The organism is Litoribacter populi, assembly GCF_007483685.1.
Taxonomy (GTDB): domain Bacteria; phylum Bacteroidota; class Bacteroidia; order Cytophagales; family Cyclobacteriaceae; genus Litoribacter; species Litoribacter populi.
The window spans coordinates 939825-960430 of sequence record NZ_VMKN01000001.1 but is presented as its reverse complement, the minus strand read 5'-3'; the positions used below and the strand labels follow the sequence as shown (position 1 = coordinate 960430).

Annotated in this window: 15 protein-coding genes; 7 read left to right on the top strand and 8 right to left on the bottom strand. The window is 43.9% G+C overall.

Annotation, left to right across the window (positions count from 1 at the left end; translation table 11 throughout):
• Genes FPL27_RS04040 through FPL27_RS04030 form a run of 3 tightly spaced genes read left to right on the top strand, consistent with a single transcriptional unit; the run spans position 1 to position 3034 of the window.
• Positions 1 to 993, top strand: a complete 993-nt coding sequence (locus FPL27_RS04040) for an AAA family ATPase (protein ID WP_143959864.1) — start codon at positions 1 to 3, stop codon at positions 991 to 993.
• Positions 990 to 1859 (top strand): DUF58 domain-containing protein, encoded by an 870-nt coding sequence (locus FPL27_RS04035; protein ID WP_143959863.1) that lies wholly within the window; start codon positions 990 to 992, stop codon positions 1857 to 1859. The genes FPL27_RS04040 and FPL27_RS04035 overlap by 4 nt, the downstream gene beginning before the upstream one ends.
• Positions 1859 to 3034 carry a BatA domain-containing protein gene (locus FPL27_RS04030; protein WP_143959862.1) on the top strand — a complete coding sequence of 392 codons (1176 nt, stop codon included), beginning with the start codon at positions 1859 to 1861 and terminating at the stop codon, positions 3032 to 3034. Before FPL27_RS04035 ends, FPL27_RS04030 begins: the two co-directional genes overlap by 1 nt.
• Positions 3035 to 3379: 345 nt before the next feature.
• Here FPL27_RS04030 and FPL27_RS04025 read toward each other — a convergent pair whose 3' ends face one another.
• Positions 3380 to 3823, bottom strand: a complete 444-nt coding sequence (locus FPL27_RS04025; protein ID WP_143959861.1) for an RES family NAD+ phosphorylase — start codon at positions 3821 to 3823, stop codon at positions 3380 to 3382.
• Between the two features lie 3 nt (positions 3824 to 3826).
• Positions 3827 to 4210, bottom strand: coding sequence for an antitoxin Xre/MbcA/ParS toxin-binding domain-containing protein (locus FPL27_RS04020; RefSeq protein ID WP_143959860.1), 384 nt, complete (start codon positions 4208 to 4210; stop codon positions 3827 to 3829).
• A gap of 194 nt (positions 4211 to 4404) precedes the next feature.
• On the opposite strand from FPL27_RS04020, the gene FPL27_RS04015 reads away from it, so the two are divergent.
• Together FPL27_RS04015 and FPL27_RS04010 are read left to right on the top strand one after the other, a co-directional pair.
• Positions 4405 to 6594 (top strand): DUF4175 family protein, encoded by a 2190-nt coding sequence (locus FPL27_RS04015; RefSeq protein WP_143959859.1) that lies wholly within the window; start codon positions 4405 to 4407, stop codon positions 6592 to 6594.
• Positions 6591 to 8204, top strand: a complete 1614-nt coding sequence (locus FPL27_RS04010; protein ID WP_143959858.1) for a hypothetical protein — start codon at positions 6591 to 6593, stop codon at positions 8202 to 8204. The genes FPL27_RS04015 and FPL27_RS04010 overlap by 4 nt, the downstream gene beginning before the upstream one ends.
• 24 nt (positions 8205 to 8228) lie before the next feature.
• Here FPL27_RS04010 and FPL27_RS04005 read toward each other — a convergent pair whose 3' ends face one another.
• From FPL27_RS04005 to FPL27_RS03985, 5 genes are all read right to left on the bottom strand, one after another.
• Complete coding sequence (locus tag FPL27_RS04005; RefSeq protein WP_143959857.1) at positions 8229 to 8723, bottom strand: hypothetical protein; 495 nt, start codon at positions 8721 to 8723, stop codon at positions 8229 to 8231.
• Positions 8724 to 8874: 151 nt separating this feature from the next.
• Positions 8875 to 9981, bottom strand: coding sequence for a ferredoxin--NADP reductase (locus FPL27_RS04000; protein ID WP_143959856.1), 1107 nt, complete (start codon positions 9979 to 9981; stop codon positions 8875 to 8877).
• A 16-nt stretch (positions 9982 to 9997) separates the two neighbouring features.
• Entirely contained in the window at positions 9998 to 12196 is a 2199-nt protein-coding gene (locus tag FPL27_RS03995; protein ID WP_235893365.1) for a DUF5916 domain-containing protein, read from the bottom strand.
• 594 nt (positions 12197 to 12790) lie between these two features.
• On the bottom strand, positions 12791 to 13876 hold the full coding sequence (locus tag FPL27_RS03990) for an IS110 family RNA-guided transposase (protein ID WP_143959643.1): 1086 nt from the start codon (positions 13874 to 13876) through the stop codon (positions 12791 to 12793).
• 252 nt (positions 13877 to 14128) lie between these two features.
• Complete coding sequence (locus FPL27_RS03985; protein ID WP_143959855.1) at positions 14129 to 16324, bottom strand: carbohydrate binding family 9 domain-containing protein; 2196 nt, start codon at positions 16322 to 16324, stop codon at positions 14129 to 14131.
• 510 nt (positions 16325 to 16834) lie between these two features.
• On the opposite strand from FPL27_RS03985, the gene purB reads away from it, so the two are divergent.
• Together purB and FPL27_RS03975 are read left to right on the top strand one after the other, a co-directional pair.
• On the top strand, positions 16835 to 18178 hold the full coding sequence (gene purB, locus FPL27_RS03980; RefSeq protein WP_143959854.1) for an adenylosuccinate lyase: 1344 nt from the start codon (positions 16835 to 16837) through the stop codon (positions 18176 to 18178).
• A 303-nt stretch (positions 18179 to 18481) separates the two neighbouring features.
• Complete coding sequence (locus FPL27_RS03975; RefSeq protein ID WP_143959853.1) at positions 18482 to 20047, top strand: SulP family inorganic anion transporter; 1566 nt, start codon at positions 18482 to 18484, stop codon at positions 20045 to 20047.
• A gap of 128 nt (positions 20048 to 20175) precedes the next feature.
• Here FPL27_RS03975 and FPL27_RS19925 read toward each other — a convergent pair.
• Positions 20176 to 20606, bottom strand: a 431-nt coding sequence (locus FPL27_RS19925) for an IS1634 family transposase (protein ID WP_221936580.1), incomplete at its 5' end; no start/stop codon positions are given.

The following is a 20606-nucleotide window of genomic DNA, read 5'->3' as shown; positions in this document are numbered from 1 at the left end:
TTGGAAACCACAAAAGAATTAGATCATTATAAAGCATTAGTAGCTAAAATCCCCAATCTCAAACAAGAAATTGCCAAGACCATCGTCGGACAGGAAGAGGCCGTGGAAGAAATCCTGGTGGCCCTGCTTGCCGGAGGACATTGCCTACTGGAAGGCGTTCCTGGTCTTGCAAAAACGTTGATGGTAAAGACCGTCTCTGAGGCATTGGAGATGAAGTTTAAGCGTATTCAGTTTACACCAGACCTTATGCCTGGCGATATTCTTGGAACGGAAATGCTGGAGGAGGACCACCAGACGGGTAAGAAATTCTTTCAATTCAACAAAGGACCTATCTTCGCCAACGTAGTTTTGGCTGATGAGATCAACCGTACCCCGCCTAAAACTCAGGCGGCTTTACTGGAGGCAATGCAGGAAAAAATGGTAACCTATGCGGGTAATGACCATGCCTTGCCAGATCCATTTCTAATTATCGCCACCCAAAACCCTATTGAACAATCGGGTACCTATCCTTTGCCTGAGGCTCAGCTAGACAGGTTTTTACTTTATATCAAACTGGGCTATCCTTCGGAAAAGGAGGAATTGGCCGTATTGGAAAGGACCACCGGAACGTATAAATCCGAAAAAACGACAGTCTTTTCTGCAAATGAGATCAAATCGCTCCAAGAACTTACTCGACAGGTCCACATCAGCTCTGAACTAATGCAGTACATCAACACCCTTGTCCGCGCCACCAGGCCGGATCAAACAGAAGTTGAGTTTGTTAAAAAATACACCGAATGGGGTGCAGGTACACGGGCTGGCCAGGCTTTGGTGCTTTGTTCCAAAGCAAGGGCAATCATCAAAGGGCGCTATGCGGTAGTTCCGGAAGACATCCAAACCCTGATCTACCCTATACTTCGACATAGGTTGACTTTACATTTTCGTGCAGAAGCGGAAAAAATCGACACGGATGAAGTCATTTCCCAAATCCTAAAAGCCATACCATTTAAATGAGTAACAGCCCCGCGGAACTCATCAAATTGAACAACTTGCAATTGGCGGCACGAATAGTCAGCCAAGAATTGCAGGGCGGGATACATGCGGGCAAACGTGTGGGTTCGGGGACGGAATTTGAGCAATATCGCCATTATGAGCCTGGTGATGACCCCAAGCGTATTGATTGGAAGCTCTTCGCGCGATCCTCCAAATACCTCATCAAAGAATCCACCGTCGAAAGCAACCTCAACATCAAATTTATCCTCGACCTCTCGGGTTCGATGAACTATGAAGAGGCTGGGGTTAAAAGGTTGGAGTATGCCAAAATCCTGCTGGCATCTTTGGCCTTCCTGGCCATGCAGCAACATGACAAAATCTCCTTTTACACCTTAAAAAACGGCCAACTCACCCAGGAAGTCCCTCCAAAAGGAAAAACCTTTCAACGCATGCTTTACTCCTTGGAGAATGTAAAAGCTGAAGGCAGCTGGCCAGAAAAGCATTCAACTTTCCCAGACCTACAGTCCAGGGAGAGAGAACTGGTGGTCTTAGTTTCCGACCTCTTACAAACCAACCGTGAATGGACGGACCTGATTGAAAGTATGAGCCGACCCAGAAGAGAGATTGTGCTTTTTCAGTTGTTGGGAGAACAGGAAATCAATTTTGACCTTAAAGGTTTTTACCGCTTTGAGGACTTGGAAACTGGCGAAAGCTTGGAAATAGATGCCCAATACACCAAAGAAAAGTATAAGACAGCAATGGATGAATATCTTCAGAATTTGGAAAAAGCATTATTTCTGCCCCAGGTCCATCTGTTGAGAACCACTCTTTCCCAACCTATTGCCGAAATCCTGAGAATGTACCTTCAAAAAAGAAAGCTTTACTGATGGAGTTGCTGCAGCCTATATTACTTTGGGGAGCTCTTGCGGCTATTATCCCTGTGCTCATCCACCTGTGGTACAGCAGAAAAGGTAAGCCCCTTCCTTGGGCCGCCATGCGCTGGCTTTCACCAAAGGAGCAACAACCACAAAAAGGATTCAAACCCGATCATCTTTTCCTACTGTTTCTAAGGATTCTGATGCTTTTGGTGGTGGTGTTTATCCTGAGTAAACCATTTTTTCCGGGATTGGAAAAAGACAACGAATTACCCAGTGTCCATTTAGTGGAGCCCGATGCAGCTTTAGTGGAAGAGTTCAGGTTTGAACTGGAGCAGGCGATGGAAAAAGGGGATCAGCTTTACTGGATGAGTGAGTCATCCACTCCGATCACTAGCTTGGAGGAGGCGGAGGATCTGGCAACCAATAGATCGGCATTGCCTGAATTTTTATCGGAACAGGTAGAAGGGAATCAAGACATCAACCTTTATATCAGACCCGAGGCCGAGTATTTGAACCTACCAGTATTGGTCAGCCCGAGTGAAGTCAATTTATTCGTAAGCGAGCAACCAAGCGAACCTCAAACAGAGCCGTTTATAGCCGCAAGCGATGAGCTATTCCTAATTCTAAATTCTCAAGGAGAACTGGAACAAACCACCCTTCAACCTACTACGGGCGAAACCGCATTTGAAGGGCCTATCACTTACAAAATAGAACTTCAGGATAGTATGGAGGTCAAACATATTGAAGCCTCCCTTCAAGCCATAGAGGCCGTCTACGGGCTGGAGTTCCAGGCGATTTCAGCCTCGGAGGATAGCACCGCTTTGCTTCTATTTGCCGATACCGTTCCTAAAGGTGTGGACAAAGCCAAGCTGGTTTTGGTCAGTGACCGGATCGGCCAAAGTTTGCAGCCAAACACTTATTTTCTACCAGCCCCATTGTCAAGGGAAGAAAATAACTTGGTCCGCACAGGAAGATTACCAGAATTCATTCTGGATAAATTGTTGCAAACCCTAGACATGAGTCAGCAACAAATAGCAGTAAGCAAGAGTCAACTGGAAAAAATGTTCCGCATCTCTGCCCCACAAAAAACTCAAAAAGAAGCCAATGCCATCACCTGGTTAATTGTTCTGCTTTGTATGGTAATTATAGTTGAGCGCACAATTGCTTTGAGGAAAGGTATATGAAAAAATATCAGTTCAGGGGCTTAGGTCTACATATCCCCAACGTTACCCTAACGTTACCCCAACGTTGCTACTAGACTGGTACAGAGGAAGGATAGCTAAACTGCAGCTTTTAATCTATTTTTCCCCAGCTTTGGTACTGCTTTTTTTGGAGAGGTGGATTGTTGTGACGTGGTTGTCCATCCCGAAAATGCTGCGTTGTTCGGGACTGTTGTCTCGGCCCTGCGGACCTCAGTTGTCATTGTTGTCATTGTTCTATTCACGGGTGAACGGGGATGGATGAATGTGGTCACAAAAATGAAGGTTACCGTCGTGGTCCTCCGCCTAGGTAGGCGGACAACTCATAGATCACAGCCTTTTATCAAAGTAAAATGGCAACACATCAATTAACTTAACATGCTTATAATCCTCATGTAAAGTATTGATCACAAAATTACACTCGTGGGGGATCACAGCAGAAGGCACTCGGAGCAAAAGGGAGGATTTCTTTTGGAACCATTTGGAACCCAGTTTCTGACACTGGTTGCAAAACTCGGATTGATTCCAGATTTTGGGCAACTGTGATAGGTTTATCTGCACTACGGGGCTTTGGTCAGGAAGATAAATGACCATGGTCCGGAAGTTTTTCATTGGACTGTTCACCCTTTTATGGATTAGGTTTTCCAGGCAGGCCAAAGACCTAGAGGAAGCCGTGTAAATCACCTCCTCCCCTACTTTGTTCCATCTACCCGCAAAACCGGGCGCAAATAGTTTGTCTGAAAATTCCTGATAAGTGATTCTGAAAAGCTCCATCAATTAAGCCACATAACCATGGGCGATCCTATGCAGCGCCTGAGTGACCAACTCCACCCCAGTAAAGGTATTCAAAAAGTCAATCGGCTTCTTATTATCAAAACCATAAGCAGGTGTATTGATATATTCTAAAAAAGCCTCTTTGCTTTCAAAAATGCCCTGACCAAAATCAAAAAGCCCATCGAGCTTAAGCAATAGCTCCCCTTCCAAAGAGCCAAACTTCTTGGCCTGCTTGCGGTAATTATCAATGGTACGAGGATCCAAACCCATCAATGCCGCCAGCACCTGCTTTTGAAGGCCGGATTTTTGGAGGAGATCATCAAAGCGCCTAATGTGGACGCCTCGGTCAACCTCATACATTATCTGAAAATCATTAACGATGGCCATATAATTTTTCCTTTCTCTAATATACGTATTTTTTCTTGACCTGACCGTAATTTTCCTCACATTTTTCAAATCTACATCAATTTTTAAATTAGCTCTAGACCTTTGATAAAATAGCCTATAGAGTTCTCAGATTGAATGATTATATTTTCAACTTGTTGTATTAAGCAGAAAGCAAGGAAGCACTACTGTTCATCATGAACCATCTTCAGAAATCCATTTCAAATGTCAGCGCTCAATTGAGGATAAATGCCTTGATAAAAGGAATTGCTTTGGCGATTGCGGCTTGCCTGATTATGATGGTTGTAAATGTTCCCTTTTGGCTTATGACAACCCTTGGCCTCTTGATGTTTATAGCAGCATCATTTTTACTTGGGGCGTTCGGGGAAAAAACCTCAGACTCATTCCGCCACCTTCACCGGTCCTCGGACAATCTGGAGTATAGCCTTGAGCTCTTGAAAAAACCAAACCCTACCCTTGCCGAGCAATTACAACTAGAAAGGCTAAATCAACAGGCTTCCACCTTGCGTCCACCAACTGTTTGGCAGCAAAACATACTTCCATTTTTGGCAGCTACTTTTCTTGCCCTTGCTGTTTTCTGGATAGCCCCTTATTTTTCCACAACTGGCAGTAACTTTAACGAACCTAGAAGCACCAGGACAACACCCGTTTTAGCCGATGATGCAGAAAAACCTGTTTCACTGGAAAAAACGCAAGTTAACATTCAGCCTCCAGCTTATACGGGTATCAAGCCACGTAAAAGCAAGGACCTCAACATTTCAACCATAGCAGGAAGCCAGATTCAGTGGGAAATGACATTCAACCTACAAGACAACCTTGAGGTATCCCTTGTCAACCAGGCGGGAGATAAAATCTCTTTCACCCAAAAAGGTAACGGTTTTCACTTAAGTGATAAAGTTCTCACCTCTGGAATTTATTCCATCAGGGCTTTCAGAGAGGATGAAGAGATTTTTCGCACGCCTTTTTATAAAATAGAAGCCATACAGGACCGAGCCCCAGTAATTGAACCCAAGGAAAAGGAACTGTATACCTATCATTCCATCAGGGATGAGCAACAGATTGATTTGTCTGCTAAGGTCAGCGATGACTTTTTGGTGACAGAAGTGTATATGGTCGCCACTTTAGCCAGGGGTTCTGGAGAAAATGTCAAATTCAGGGAAACACGCATTCCGTTTGAAGAAAGCAATTTCAAAAGCGCTAATTTAAAAAGAACCCTTGATTTGGAGCAGCTTACCTTTCAGCCTGGGGATGAGCTCTATTATTATTGGGCAGCCAAGGACAACCGGCAGCCAGAGGCAAATACGGCACGTTCCGAGACTTATTTCATCAAATACAGGGACACCACTGCCATGAGTGAAGCAGAGCTTACTACTATGGCCGTGCAGGTATTGCCGGAATACTTCAGGAGTCAGCGGCAGATAATCATTGATACCGAAAAGCTAATTTCTGAAAGGGGCAAAAAAGCTGAAAAAGCATTCAACTCCACTTCCAATGAAATCGGTTATGACCAAAAACTTCTGCGCATGCGGTATGGACAATATCTCGGGGAAGAGTTTGAGAGCAGCGCAGGCGGGGGCGATCCCATGGCCGATGGGGATGGGGACCTTTTGGAAGGCTTCATGCACAAACATGATCAAGAAGGTGAACATGAGCCCGATCATGGCCATTCGCATGACCACGGGCACAGCCATGAGCATGAGGAAACAAGCAGTCAAAGCAAAGACGATGGAGGGTTAGGGAATTTGCTGGAAAATTTCATCCACGCACATGAGGATGATGAGATGAATACCTTCTATGAGGAATCAACTCGTAATATTCTAAAGTCTGCCCTAGAAAACATGTGGCAGTCCGAGCTGCATTTGAGGCTCTTCGAACCGGAAAAAGCGCTTCCTTTTCAAAACAAAGCGCTCGAACTTCTTAAGTCTGTTCAGCAGAAATCAAGGGTGTATGTGAAAAGGACTGGGTTCGATCCACCACCGATCCGTGAAGCCGAAAAGAGGCTTTCTGGTGACCTAGAAAAAATCCATCCTCAGGAACTCAGACTTTTGGATTTTGATGAAGAGAGAATGACCGGTTTGGCGGCAAAGGTTTTGGGTATTTTGGAGAAAAGCAATCCTTCTAACAATGACCTTCAAACCATTCAGGAATTTGGAAACCTATGGGCAGCACGCATGCAGTCCTCCGGATTGGACGATTGGAATCAACTCATCAGTCTGCAAAAGCTGGAATCTGGAGAAAGTCTAGCACCGGAAGAAAAATCCAGGCTGCAACAAAAACTGATTGCTTTTGTAAAAAGTCAGCCCAAGACTAACCAATCCCGTGGAAATCAACAGTTGGAGAAAAACTTTTGGAAAAACCTGCCATGATCAATTTTGAGTTTCCTTTTGATGATATCTGGGGCGTGATACTGCTCTTTCTATTGGCAGCCATATTGGCGTTGCAAGTGATGTTTGTCCTTAGCACCAAAAACCTTTCCCCTACCCGAAAGGCAATCCGGATGGGGCTTAACATTCTTTTTTTAATAAGTGTGGCCATGCTCATTTTGGCTCCCTATGCAGAAAAAGAATCCGTGGCTATAAAAATCCTGGTTTATGACGGAAGCAATTCCCGAGAGGCAGCCCAATACTGGAAAGATAGTTTGGGATTGCCAGAAATGATTACCATCGATGATTATGAGGGAAAAAGAAATGAGGTCTTCCTATTAGGACATAATTTTCAACCGGAGGATTTAGCCAAACTGCATGGATCCAGTGTAGAGTGGTTTAGCGATTTTAAAGTCAGGGAATTCACCAACCTTCATTGGGAGGGTATCTTGCGACAAGGGGAAATGCAGACGGTTAGGGGGAATCTGGAATTCACTGAGGCAACGGAGATCAGCATACATTTTGGCGACGAGAAACTTGATAGCCTACTTCTATCACCAAGCGAACATAATTTCAAATTACAGTTCCAAGCAAAAGCTAGCGGGAGAAACGAACTTTCGTTAAGGGTTAATGGAGAGGAAAAAGGGTTGATCAGGTTCTTTGCCGTACCCAATGCAGCTTTGCATTATAACCTACTATTCAGTTACCCCGATATGGAAATCCGCCGATTGGCCGAATGGTTGGGAAGACAGGGGCAGGATTTGAGCAGCAGCATCCAAACTTCCACAGAAGCACAGCAGACTGCCCGAACAGGCGCCGAGACGGCGCAGTTTTATATCACAGAACCTACCATGGCCAACACCCCTGCAATCAAGCAAGCCGCGGAGAAAGGGGCAAGCCTGCTATTTACCAATTTTGACAACCCTGAAACCCAAATCCTACAGATCAACCGGGCATTTGGCACTAGATTTCAACTCAACCGGCTTAGTCAAGAAGGCAACAGGCAAATAGAATCCAACCTAACCGCCCTACCCTACCGAATGACTGAAAAGTCCAACCAGTGGGAGTTTTTTGATGGGGCATTTGCTTACCAGGAACTTGGGGGAATAAAGATTGGGGTCAGCCTTTTGGAAAACACCTTTCCAATTGCCTTCCAAGGTGACACTGTCCGCTATGGTGAGATCTGGGACCAGATCTTCAATCCCATGCGGCCTGCTGAGGGAGATTACTTCTCCATTCAGCAGCCTGTTTTCAGCAATCTGGCCATGGATTTTGAAATCAACTCTCCGAATTCTTTGGAGGAGGTGATTTTTGAACAAGACACCGTATTTTTGGGAAGCTCGGCAATCAATTCTTTTGTAAAAAAAGGAAAATGGATCCCTTCCGGGGAGGGCTGGATCGGTTTTGCTGATTCCTTGGAGGTCTATGTGTATGGAGAGGAATTCGGGCAAGCGTATCAAAATCATCTCATTTCTCACTTTATCAAACACCAACATTCATCCCGCACGACAGAATCCATTACCGAAAAGTCTGCCCCTTCTCCTTGGTGGTTGTTTGGATTGATTGTAATTTCCGCTTCTTTGCTGTGGGTGGAACCGAGAGTAAATAATTAAAGTAATTGAAACCTGCCTAAAAAACTACTCCCGTTGATTAATAGCATACACCATATCCTTCTCCTCGCCTTTCAGCCTCAATAGCTTGGCGATCCGATCTGGGGTAGGCTTGCCTAAGGAAACATATACCAAGGTCACGGCATAAGCTAGCGTAAATCCCGCACTTTGGAACAATAAAAGCCCTACAGCGCAGGCAAAACCGACAAAAAACAGCTTCCAAAACCGCTGAATAGTCAGGGTCTCATAGCGGGCCATTTTATCTTCAAGTGGCAGATCACTTTTACGGTTTCTTTTCATGCCCTGATGGAAATTAAGCCATTGCAGCACCAATAGCGCGAACACCACACTTAGCAGGACACTGCCTACCATTTCCGGAAGCACCGGAAGATCCAGCCTCATGTTTGGGCTGTTGGTATACAAATAAGCAAAGGCAAACGCGGGTAAAGGCAAACCGGTAAGAATAAGCACATTGCGCTCCAATACTCTGAACCTGGCTTTTATATTAATTAACTTTTCCATTATATGAATTTAACCGCAGAGACGCAGAGTGCCAAGAGTTATATTCTCTCAGCGATCTCTGATCCTCTGCGGTTTTTTATTTTAACCACGCAAAGACACTAAGAAAAATTTTAATCTCAGAGACCTCTGTGACTCTGTGGTTTATCTTTTTTTACTCAATCTCAATCTTAACATCCCCACTCATCGGCCTGGAGACACAGCAAAGGATATAACCTTCACTCTTTTCACTTTCAGACAAACCTGCATCCTCATCCATTTTGACCTCACCGGAAACCAACTTGCCCATACACGCGGTACACAGTCCACTCTGACAGCTGTAAGGCATTTCCAGATCTTCATCCAGTCCTGCTTCAAGGATGGTTTTATCAGGAGAAACATCAAAGCTAAACTCTTCACCTTCCAAAATAACGGATACCGTTCTGGTCAATTCAGCCACTTCCCCTACTGCTTGAGCGGTTGGGTCACCCGCATCTTCAGAGGCTGAGGTAAAGAAGCTTTCCTGAATGATATCCTCCTTGCTTTCACCTATGGCCAAAAGGGTTTCCTTGGCCGTAGCCATCAAACCCTCGGGACCGCAAAGGTAGAACTTTTTGCTTTCCGCTTTAGGGTAAGCTCTTGTTGAAAGCACTTCTTTTATCTTTTCAGCGTCTATGCGGCCACGTAGGCCATTCCAGTCTTCATCTGGCTGCGTCAAGTTATGCACCACATCCAATTGCTCATATTTCCCCTGCAGTTCTTCCAGTTGCTTTTTGAAGATTATCTGCTCTTCAGACCGGCTACAGTATAGCAAAGTTATTTTAGTTTGGGGCTCATTCACCAAAAGTGACTTGATGATCCCCATGACAGGTGTAATACCACTTCCTGCAGCAATCATCACAAAATGTCTCTTGTTTTTTGAATGCACATCGGTGGTGAAATTCCCCATGGGCTTGAGGATGTTAACCGATTTGCCGGGAAACATTTTCTCGTTCAAATAATTAGAAACAAGCCCATCTTTCACTCGCTTAACGGTGATACCAGGGTGAGGATCCATAAACGGGGAGGTGCAAAGACTATAACTCCTTCTTTCTTCCTTACCGTCAATATCCAGTATAACGGTCAAAAACTGCCCAGCCTTGTAGTCCAGATACGGCTCCGGCTGTTCAAAAAATAGGGTCACCGTATCCGGTGTTTCCCTTACCACTTCTCTTATTTTCAACGAAAGGTACTTGCTCCCCTTCGGTTTTTCTTCTTTTTTCTTCTTAAATAAATTGAACATTCCTGTGTGCTTACCTTTATACGTTGATCCAGTAGGTCAATTTCAGTACCAAAGACCTGTTTTTCACCTGCATGTATTCGGGAAAATAATTGTCCGTGTACACGATAAACAGATCCGACACCGGTCTGAATCTCCACTGAAACCTGGTATTGATGTTAATATTATCAATCTGGTTATTATACTGAACAAAGGTACTCAAAAACAGTTCATCGGTGAAAGAAACTTCAAATCTTGGCCCCACCAGCCAAAGATCGGCATTGTTGTAAGGGGCAGGCATGTTGATCTTATTGTACTCTGCGAATAGGGAAATATTTCCGTAGGGCTGTATTCTATAATTCAAATTTGTCCTCCAATAAAACCTATCTCCATTAAAATATTCCCCGTGATAAACCTGTGTGCTGTAATTAAAAAACTTCCGGGTATCTGATGTATAGGTCACGCCTGCACGGGTAAATCTGTAATCTGTACCAGCTTCCAACCTTTCCCCTCCCGTACGGGTAGGGTCAAATGGGGCAAAAAGGTATACATACTCATTGAAAACTCTAAAGTTCAAGCTTGAGGTATTTTTCCATTCCAACCTATAAGTAAAAGTTCTCCACTCATCAGTCATAAAGGAGAAGTCTCTATCGGTATAAGTATCGTAACTTAATCTAAAACTGTGCTGAAGCACCTTTTTACCCTTTGGAAAAAACCTGTATTGAACACTTGGTTCGAACCTCCAGTACCCTCTTCTTGGCACGAAACCCACCTCTGCGTTGTAATTTTCACCTACATATTCATGGTTCCACATGATATGCCAGTTCTTAGTATTGTATCCTAGATAAGAAGCATGTGCATATTCATCACCGCTTTTGTGCGGACTGAAGGTCTGATGATAGAAAAACTTACCGTTCCATTTGTTATCTCTTGAGGCCAGATTGTAATCTACCCCAACCATCCGGTTGAAATCGGGAATGGAGCTACCAACCTCTCCTGGTGTGGTGGTCTGCCTATTTACCACAATTCCTGCTATACTTGAGCGGCTAAACACTTTCTGCTGGAAGGTTGCAACGGTATAATTCTGCCCCGGGAATCCAATTTCATCTTCGTTGGCTGTCTGCATATTAAGTAGACCCACGCGAAGGTTATCCCCCACATTTCCATTCAATCTGGCGCCATAAAGGATCCGATTGTTTGATGAGCGCCCCATACTGTCGGTGGCAATACCTATCCTTCTGGAGAAGAAAGGCCTAATTTGCCTGAATCCGAAGTCAGAAAAAAGATCGGAGTTTTCTAGAAAAAACTGCCTTCTTTCCGGAAAAAAAAGCTCAAAACGGTTAAGGTTGGTCTGTTGCTGATCCACTTCTACGGTCGAAAAATCAGGGTTCACGGTAAGATCAAGGTTCAAGGACGGGGTCAGTGCAACCTTTGCATCTAGACCTACGGCCCCACCCTGTTCGGATGGGGTTCCGCCCTGAAAGTCTTTGGATGTATTTCCAGCCGCATACGGTATCAAGGCGATATTGGGACCAGTTTTTCTTAAGGGATGTTCCCAGTTCATGTAACCTGTAAAGGCCAAATTGGTAATCCGCTGATTAATGGGAACCGGAACCCAAGAAGAGGTTTCAAAGTTTTTAAGATCATTCCGGATAAAATTAACCTTCCAGTAATCCGTGCCTTCAGTAAACCTTAAGGTTTTGAAAGGAATGGCAATCTCTACTGTCCAATACCCTTCATAACGCTGCACCGCAGAATACCAACGGTTGTCCCACACTTCCGACACATTGGTCCCATTATTTACAAGACCTTCAAGTTGTATGTTCCAGGGGTTTACAGAAAAGAAAAACCCATTGTTACCATCATCGTAAGGGCCAAGAATCACCCCAAAAGCATCGTTGTCGGCAAATATAAAATCTCTTTTCAGGGAAGAAACGATATTAGCGCCGGGGGTTTTGTCATACATGACAGCTGACACATATAAAAAGTCGTCATCATAGATCATTTTTACCTCAGTCATCTCCGTAGCCGGATCTCCTTCTTCCGGAAACTGCTGTACAAAACCGCTTATGGGTTCCACCTCGCCCCAGATTTCCTCATCCAACTGTCCATCGATCCTGATCTGCTGATCAGTCTTGATCACATTCATCTCAAAAGGTCTCCTCTTATCCTTATCACCCTTTCCTGCAAGCACAGGGGATAGCATGGAGAACAACACCAAAAAGATTCCTAACCTCATTACCATGCGGCAAAAGTAAGGATTAAAATCACCTAAAAACCTCCAAGAATTATTTTCGGCAAAACAAAGTTTGAACCCCCTTAATTTGATCCATGAATGGAGGGTGGAGTACTAGAGCTAGTGGTGTCGAGTCCGATTTAAAGAACAAGCCTTCGTGCGACTTCTTTTTGAACTTGGTGTGACTCCTATGTTGAAAATCAAGGAATAAGCTATTTTTTTGCATACTTTTCCTGTATTTATCTTTTTCCTCTTAAATGCGGTTCTCAGTTCTGGACGGGTTCCTGTCAAGGCCGGCGCCCCAGCGCCGTTCATTTCAGCCTTTACAGGAATTCGGGAAGAACTATCTTTGTATTTAGGGGGAAAAGATAAATCCCGTATTCCTCATATACATATAATTTGACCTTTTGTAACCTCTTCAATTAATCTCCTATCAGCAGTCCGTTTCGGCCGCAATGTATTTTTCATTTTAAAGAGGAAGGGGACGTAACCTTTGTGTAACGGTCCTCCCTTACGGGTGCCGCAGGCACACACTACCGTTTATTCCCCGTCCAATTTTCCAAGATTACTCGGTCATTATTGGTTTTTTAAAATTCCTTAACCCGTTACACCGGTCACATACTCTGTCTTATGGCGGAGCATGTGGCGGATTCTGTTGAGCAGGCTTTTGGCGATCCTGATGATTGCCTTGTTTTTATTCATCCTTTTGCTCAGTTCGTTAAACTTTGCCATCAGGGCAGGATCCTTTCTTACGGCTACCCAAGAGGCCTCAATGAGCAAGATCTTAATTTTCTTCCTGCCTCTTCTGGTTATCTTGCCGGTGGCAGTTTTTTCACCGGAACTCCTGGTGTTCGGCACAATACCGATATAATGGCAAAGCTCATCCAGTGTTTTGAACCGCTCTATATCGCCCAGCTGGGTCAGCAGGTTCATAGCCGTAACCAGCCCCACACCGGGTATGGTTATTAATCTATCGCAATTATCCCGATACCTGTCACTTTCGGCAAGTTCGCGTATCTGACGGGTTATATTCAGAATATTTTTTTTCAGCGCCATGCCGCTCTCCACCAAGGCGGCTATAGTCTGCCTAATACTCGGATGTAGTTCTTCAAGCCCCAGAACCCATTCCATATAAACCTTTGACCATGACCTAGTCTGCACTGCCGAAAAGCGGGCAGGGATCTCTACCCCAAACTGCATGAGGATAGATTTTACCCTGCTTTTGTTCCGGGTCATATCCTTGACAAGAGTATCCCGGACCCGACACAGCGTACGGTCAGCCTCTAGAATGGTATCTGGGACATGGATGCCCTCAAGCTCACCGCCACGGAGCATTCTGGCCAGCTTCCTGGCATCGACCGAATCGTTTTTCTGAAGCCTTTCTTTTTGGCTCGTCGGCACATCGGCCGCATTGAGGACCATACATTCAATACCAAGTTCGTTGAGCCTCCTACAGGTGCCGAATCCGCTGAAACCCGCTTCATAAACAGCTTTGTATGTCCCTCCCGGAAAGCTCGCATTCATGTAATCGGCCAACTGGTCGGGATTTCTGTCCCTGCTCATGGTCTTGTGTTCATAAAGCTCCCCGAAGATGGAGACCAGCCAGTTTCTTAAGTGGTCATCGATTCCGATATAGAAGCATTGTCCTTCAAAGGATTTCTGGTTAACTTTAGTGCGTGGCATAAGCTATGTTCTTTTAAAGTGATAAGTAGGATTATACCTTTAATTTAAGAATTTTAGCTTATGCTTTACTTTTCAAACATAATACCTTTGTGATCCTTTTCCTTTCAATCCATTCCTTTGTGCCCTTCTTTTCCTTCGTGCCCATTGTGCCCCATTTCAAAGTACGGATTTTTTACTTTGCGAGACTTCTTTCTAAACTTCGTGATACTTTGTGACCAATTGCCTTCCTTCGTGACCAATTGCCTTCCTTGACTACAAATTCAACCAATAAGTCAGCTTCAACACCACCGACCTATTCTTCACTTGCAGGTTAGGGAAATAATCATCCCTATACACAATAAACAAGTCCGAAACAGGCCTAAATCTCCATTGAAAGCGAGTATTGAGATTGATGTTATTGATCTGATTATTGTACTGGATAAAGGTGCTTAGGAAAAGTTCGTCTGTAAAGGACACCTCAAACCTTGGCCCTACCAGCCAAAGGTCGGCACTGTTATAAGGCTCAGGAAGGCTAATACTGTTATATTCTGCGAAGAGGGAAACTGACCCATAGGGCTGAGCCCTGTAGATAATTTCATTTCTTACATACCCACGGGTTCCATTGTAGAAGCCTCCATAATAGGTACTGGCGTAGAAATTTAACCGTTTCCTAACATCCGACACATAGGTCAGCCCGGCCCGGGTATATTGATGGGTAGTTCCTTCAGACAATTGCTCCCCGCCTGTCCGGGTCGGATCGAAAGGAAAAAAGAGGTAAATAAATTCATTATAAAGCCTGAAGTTCAAGTAAGCCGTATTTCTGAATTCCATCCTATAATTGAAGGTAAACCTTTCATCAGTTTTCAAACCAAAATTGCTATCCTTATACAGGTCATAATACACTTTAAACTTATGCACCTGAGCCGCTGTCCCTAGGGGATAAATCCGGAATTCAGCACTTGGTTCCAGCCTCCAATAGCCCACCCTTGGCACATAGCCAACTTCAGCATTGAAGTTTTCCCCAACATACTCATGGTTCCAGGTTACCTCAAACCTTCGAGTATTGTACCTCAAATAACTCGCATGGGAAAAATCGTCCCCACTCAAATGCGGGCTGAATGTTTTATGCACAAAAAATATCCCGTTCCACCTATCATCCGGGGAGGCCAAATTGTAGTCGAGCCCAACTAATCTATTGTAGGCAGGTAGGTCCGTCCCCCCTTCGGGTCTGCTTGTAGTTTCCCTGTTGACAAAAATGCCAGCAATATTGGACCTAGAAAACATCTTTTGCTGAAAAGTAGCCACTGTAAAATTCTGTCCCGGGAAGCCAACTCCATCCTCCCTAGCGGTCTGCATGTTCAATAACCCTAGCCGAAAATTATCACCAACTTTCCCATTTAGTCTGGCCCCACCAATAATCCTGTTCTCGGTGGTTTGACCTATGCTGTCCGTCGCAATCCCAATTCTCCGGGAGAAAAATGGACGGATGGAGGTGAAACCAAAGTCCGCAAACAAATCTGCATTTTCCAGGAAAAACTGCCTCCTTTCTGGAAAAAAAATTTCAAACCTATCCAAGTTGGTTTGCTGCTGATCTACTTCCACAGTTGAAAAATCTGGATTCAAAGTGAGATCTAGATTCAAGGCAGGCGTAATAGCAATTTTAGCATCCAGACCGGCGGTTGCTCCTTGTTCTGAAGGGGTGCCTGCTTCATGGTTTTTCATGGTGTTGCCAGCCACATAAGGAATTATCGAAATATTTGGCCCTCTACTTCTAAGTGGGTTTTCCCAAAGCATATAACCGGCAAAAGCCAAATTTATCAAGTTTTGGTGGATGGGCGCAGGCACCCAGGAGGACGTCTGAAAGTTTTTCCTGTCGTTTCGTATAAAATTTATCCTCCAATAATCTGTTCCCTCATTGAATCTTAATGTTTTGAATGGTATGGCGATTTCAACCTCCCAATAATCATCATACACCTGTACGGCAGAAGTCCATCGATTATCCCACACTTCCTGTAGATTATCCCCATTAGTAACTAAGGCTTCAAGCTGGATATTTAATGGGTTGACTGCGAAAAAGAACCCATTTGCACCATCATCGTAAGGACCGAGAAGTACGCCAAAGGCATCATTTTCGAAAAAATCATAGTCCCGCTGCAAAGATGAAATGATATGGGGACCCTCCGTCTTGTCATGAATCCTGGCACCTATATAGAGAAACCTGTTGTCATACATGATTTTAACCTCAGTGTCCTCTTGGGGCTGGTCACCTTCATCGGGAAATTGCTGTATAAATCCTGTAACCTTTTTCGCTCTACCCCAAGCCCCCTCTTCAAGCCGCCCATCAATTGTGATGTCATCGTCAATCTCAAAAATCTCCACTTCAAACTCATACCCATCCGGGTCGGTCTGCCCCCGGACCTGCCCGCAATAAAATCCCAGAAAAATTACTGTAATGAATACTTTATACATAAAAAATAAATTCTCTCTTATATAAAACAGATCGGGGGAAAGATGTTTAAAGTACCATGTACCAGATACGAAGTACCAGGAGAACTCACCTTTGCGCCCTTCTTTCTCTTTTAGCCCAGGTGGCCGATCATAGCAAATGTCACTATTTTACTTTGTGAGACTTCTTTTTCCCTTTGTGAGACTTCGCTTGGCCGCTACGCCACGGCGCACAGGCGTGGTGGGTGACCCTTTCCCTTTCAATCCATTCCTTTGTGCCCTTCTTTTCCTTTGAGCCCTTTGTGTCCACTTTATTAATTTTGAATGGAGAATTAGGAATGGGGGCACCGTTAATTCCTCATTCCTAATTTTCAATTCATTCCTTCGTGCGACTTCTTTTGAACTTAGAGCGACTTAGTGACCAATTTCCTTCCGCGATTGGGCATTTTTAAACTCAGCGCAACTCTGCTCCCCCTTTTTATTCCTACTTAAAGATTTAACTTTGTACTGTCAATAACCAATCAAGCTAAACCAATGACTTTAAATACTCTGACCGCAGTATCCTCTATCGATGGTAGGTATGGAAGCAAAACTGAAGCCCTTCGTGAATATTTTTCTGAATTTGCACTTATAAAATACCGGGTGCATGTGGAAGTGGAATACTTCATCGCCCTATGTGAGATGCCCCTTCCCCAGCTAAAATCAGTTGATTCCTCTATGTTTCAAAAGCTTCGAGCTATTACTTCCGACTTCAATGAAGCGGACGCCCAAAGCATAAAGGACATTGAAAAAACTACCAACCATGATGTAAAGGCTGTTGAATATTTCCTAAAGGAAAAATTTGACGGGCTTGGCTTGGAGCAGTATAAGGAATTTATTCATTTTGGGCTCACTTCCCAAGACATCAACAATACCTCCACACCTCTCATGATGAAGGAAGGGTTGGAAAAGGTCATCCTCCCAACTTTCGATGAGGTCTTATCTGGAATCAAAAAAATGGCTAATGACTGGAAAGATATTCCCCTATTGGCCAAAACCCATGGGCAGCCTGCCTCTCCTACCAAACTGGGCAAGGAAATGCTTGTTTTCGCCAACAGATTGGAAAGACAACTTGATTTATTGAAGCAGGTCCCATATTCTGCAAAATTTGGCGGAGCAACAGGGAACATGAATGCTCATTATGTGGCTTATTTTGAAAATGACTGGCATGGATTTGCTGATACTTTCGTAACAGAATACCTAGGCCTAGAAAGAAGCTTCCCTACCACCCAAATTGAACATTACGACAACTTAGCCGCACAATTTGATGCCCTGAAACGCATCAATACTATCCTATTGGACTTCTCAAAGGACATCTGGCAGTATGTGGCCATGAACTACTTTAAGCAAAAAATCAAAGCAGGAGAAGTGGGTTCCTCGGCCATGCCACACAAGGTCAACCCAATTGATTTTGAAAATGCAGAAGGAAATTTAGGCATTGCCAACGCTCTTTTGGAGCATTTGGCCGCCAAACTTCCTATAAGCCGTCTTCAACGAGACCTTACTGACAGTACAGTGCTAAGAATCATCGGTGTACCTTTGGCTCATATGCTTATTTCATTTGAATCTTTGAAGAAAGGAATGGGTAAACTTGAGCTCAACCAAGCCGCTATTGATGCTGACTTGGAGGAAAACTGGGCAGTAGTGGCAGAGGCCATCCAGACCATCTTGCGAAGAGAAGCCTATCCAAAACCATACGAGGCGCTCAAGGAGCTAACCAGAACAAACTCCAAAATCACCGAAAGCTCCATCAAAGAATTCATCATTACGCTGAACGTCAGCGATGAAATCAAAAAAGAGCTCCAACAAATCACACCGTTCAATTACACGGGCAAATAAAACTCCATAAGCCTTCCAATTAATTTGGAAGGCTTATAATTTTTCCATTTGATTGGAACTTACAATTAAAACTCTCTGAACCTTCAAAACCTGAATGGTTTCACTTTTCCTTTTTAAAATATTTATCCCAAAACACCACCATACATCCAATAATTATTTTATTTTTACAGGAAATCCACAAATAATCATAAATGAACTACCCAATTAAGACACTGCTGTTTTAACCTTCCTAGTACCTTGGACTTTTTCGCAGGTTTGGTGATATACCTGTTCCCCTATTTTTCTCAATTAACCTTCTAGATTATGAACAAGGCAAATAAATTCAGTTTGTTTTCCAATTTGGCCGCCGACCTACCAGCCGGACTGGTAGTATTTCTAGTGGCCTTGCCATTGTGTTTGGGTATTGCACTTTCATCTGGTGCACCGTTGTTCTCCGGCATAATTGCAGGAATCGTAGGAGGAATTGTGGTAGGCTTCATGTCAGGCTCCAACACCTCTGTTTCCGGTCCGGCAGCAGGGCTTACGGTAATTGTGCTAAATGCTATCACCGAACTACAGGTATTTGAACTGTTTTTAACTGCAGTTTTTATCGCAGGGGCTATGCAAATTGTATTAGGTTTCTTAAAAGCGGGTGTAATCGGATATTATTTCCCCACTTCGGTAATCAAGGGCATGCTTGCCGGAATTGGAATTATCTTGATCATTAAGCAGATTCCTTATGCCTTCGGGGTAAATACAACTAGTGATTTAGCGACTTTTATCCCATTCGTAAATGACTTTCAGGCAGTAGAAGACCTAGGTAAGTTAACCAATGAACTTTCCTACGGAGCTTTGATTATTACAATAGTCTCCTTATTCGTTCTCCTGCTTTGGGAAAGGCCGGCAATTAAGAACAATAAAATACTTACATATATTCCGGGACCTTTGTTAGTGGTTCTTGGAGGAGTAGGTATCAATAAATTTTTTAAATTCTTTGTTCCTAACCTTTACATTGACACACAAAAAGTAAGCTTACCGGCAATTTCTGGTGTGGAAGGCTTTTTTGCAGAGCTTACAACATTTAATCTTTCCGGTTTCTTAATGCCCCAAGTTTGGATAGTGGCATTCACGATTGCCATTATCGCCAGCTTGGAAACCCTGCTGAGTTTGGAGGCTGCTGACAAGATTGATCCTTATAAGAGAATATCACCGCCAAACCGCGAACTCATCGCCCAAGGCACCGGTAACATGATTAACGGCCTGGTTGGAGGCCTGCCTTTAACTGCGGTAATCGTACGAAGTTCAGCAAACATCACCGCGGGGAACAAGACAAAGGCTTCAGCAATCTTTCACGGCATTCTTCTACTAGGAAGTGCTATGATGATCCCCATGTTGCTCAACCTCATTCCACTGGCCAGTTTAGCTGCCATCCTTCTGCTTATTGGCTATAAATTAACCAAGATCTCCCTTTTCAAGATTCAGTTCAAACTTGGCTGGGACCAGTTTCTACCTTTTATTGTCACAATAGTAGGCATAGTTTTCACGGATTTATTGAAGGGAATTGGAATGGGGATGGCTGTGGCTATAGTTTATATTGTCATGAGAAACTTTAAAAACAGCTACTTCTTCAAATCTCAGCCAGAAGAAAATCCAGCCATCGTACACATTATGCTGGCCGAGGAGGTTAGCTTTCTGAACAAAGGTGCCCTTATACAAGCATTAGATAATATTGAGGATGGTAAAGAGGTAATCATCGACGGTACTAACTCCAAATCTATAGATTACGATGTACTGGAAGTTATCGAAAACTTCCGTGTCAACGCCATAAAGCGTAACATCTCTGTGAAAACGGTTAAAATTCCGAGGGTACTTATTGGGAGTTTACATTAAAAAAAGGGTACTAAGTACGAAGTACACAGGCAACAAAAAATCGTTGTTCCAAGTCCAGAGCAACTTGCGCTGGACTCAGTGTTCAACCTATTCTTTGTGTCCTGTTTTCAGCGCTGGGACACCCAAGGCTAAAAACCGAATAAATCAGCCAATTTTCTTTGACTTTCGTTCAGGATTATTGTTTTAGAAACGGTCTGCTGGCTCGAAGGAATGGTTACTCTTACCGTGTAGATGCCTTTTGCTATGTCAATGGCCTTTTCTGGACTCAGTTCCGACTGCTTTTCCTTCAACAGCCTTTCCAGCTCCTTGTACACTTTGTAGGCCACGAATGCTATACATATATGGGCTTCTATTCTTCTTTGGGCCCTATGATATACCGGCCTTATTTTTAGGTCACTTTTGGCTATCCTGAACGCCTTTTCTATTTTCCACAGATTGTTGTAGTTTTCTATTATTTGGTCTTTCCCCAGTCGTGTATTGGTGATATAGCCTTTCAGGCCGTCCCACCTGGAATCCTGTTCAAATCTTGCCCGGTCGATCTCAATTTTGATTTCGCCCT

Coding starts and splice junctions, on each gene's coding strand:
- FPL27_RS04005 (WP_143959857.1), bottom strand. CDS start 8,723: ATGGAAAAGTTAATTAATATAAAAGCCAGGTTCAGAGTATTGGAGCGC.
- FPL27_RS03990 (WP_143959643.1), bottom strand. CDS start 13,876: ATGCCACGCACTAAAGTTAACCAGAAATCCTTTGAAGGACAATGCTTC.
- FPL27_RS04020 (WP_143959860.1), bottom strand. CDS start 4,210: ATGGCCATCGTTAATGATTTTCAGATAATGTATGAGGTTGACCGAGGC.
- FPL27_RS04015 (WP_143959859.1), top strand. CDS start 4,405: ATGAACCATCTTCAGAAATCCATTTCAAATGTCAGCGCTCAATTGAGG.
- FPL27_RS04030 (WP_143959862.1), top strand. CDS start 1,859: ATGGAGTTGCTGCAGCCTATATTACTTTGGGGAGCTCTTGCGGCTATT.
- FPL27_RS03995 (WP_235893365.1), bottom strand. CDS start 12,196: ATGAGGTTAGGAATCTTTTTGGTGTTGTTCTCCATGCTATCCCCTGTG.
- FPL27_RS03985 (WP_143959855.1), bottom strand. CDS start 16,324: ATGTATAAAGTATTCATTACAGTAATTTTTCTGGGATTTTATTGCGGG.
- FPL27_RS04025 (WP_143959861.1), bottom strand. CDS start 3,823: ATGGAGCTTTTCAGAATCACTTATCAGGAATTTTCAGACAAACTATTT.
- FPL27_RS04000 (WP_143959856.1), bottom strand. CDS start 9,981: ATGTTCAATTTATTTAAGAAGAAAAAAGAAGAAAAACCGAAGGGGAGC.
- purB (WP_143959854.1), top strand. CDS start 16,835: ATGACTTTAAATACTCTGACCGCAGTATCCTCTATCGATGGTAGGTAT.
- FPL27_RS03975 (WP_143959853.1), top strand. CDS start 18,482: ATGAACAAGGCAAATAAATTCAGTTTGTTTTCCAATTTGGCCGCCGAC.
- FPL27_RS04010 (WP_143959858.1), top strand. CDS start 6,591: ATGATCAATTTTGAGTTTCCTTTTGATGATATCTGGGGCGTGATACTG.
- FPL27_RS04035 (WP_143959863.1), top strand. CDS start 990: ATGAGTAACAGCCCCGCGGAACTCATCAAATTGAACAACTTGCAATTG.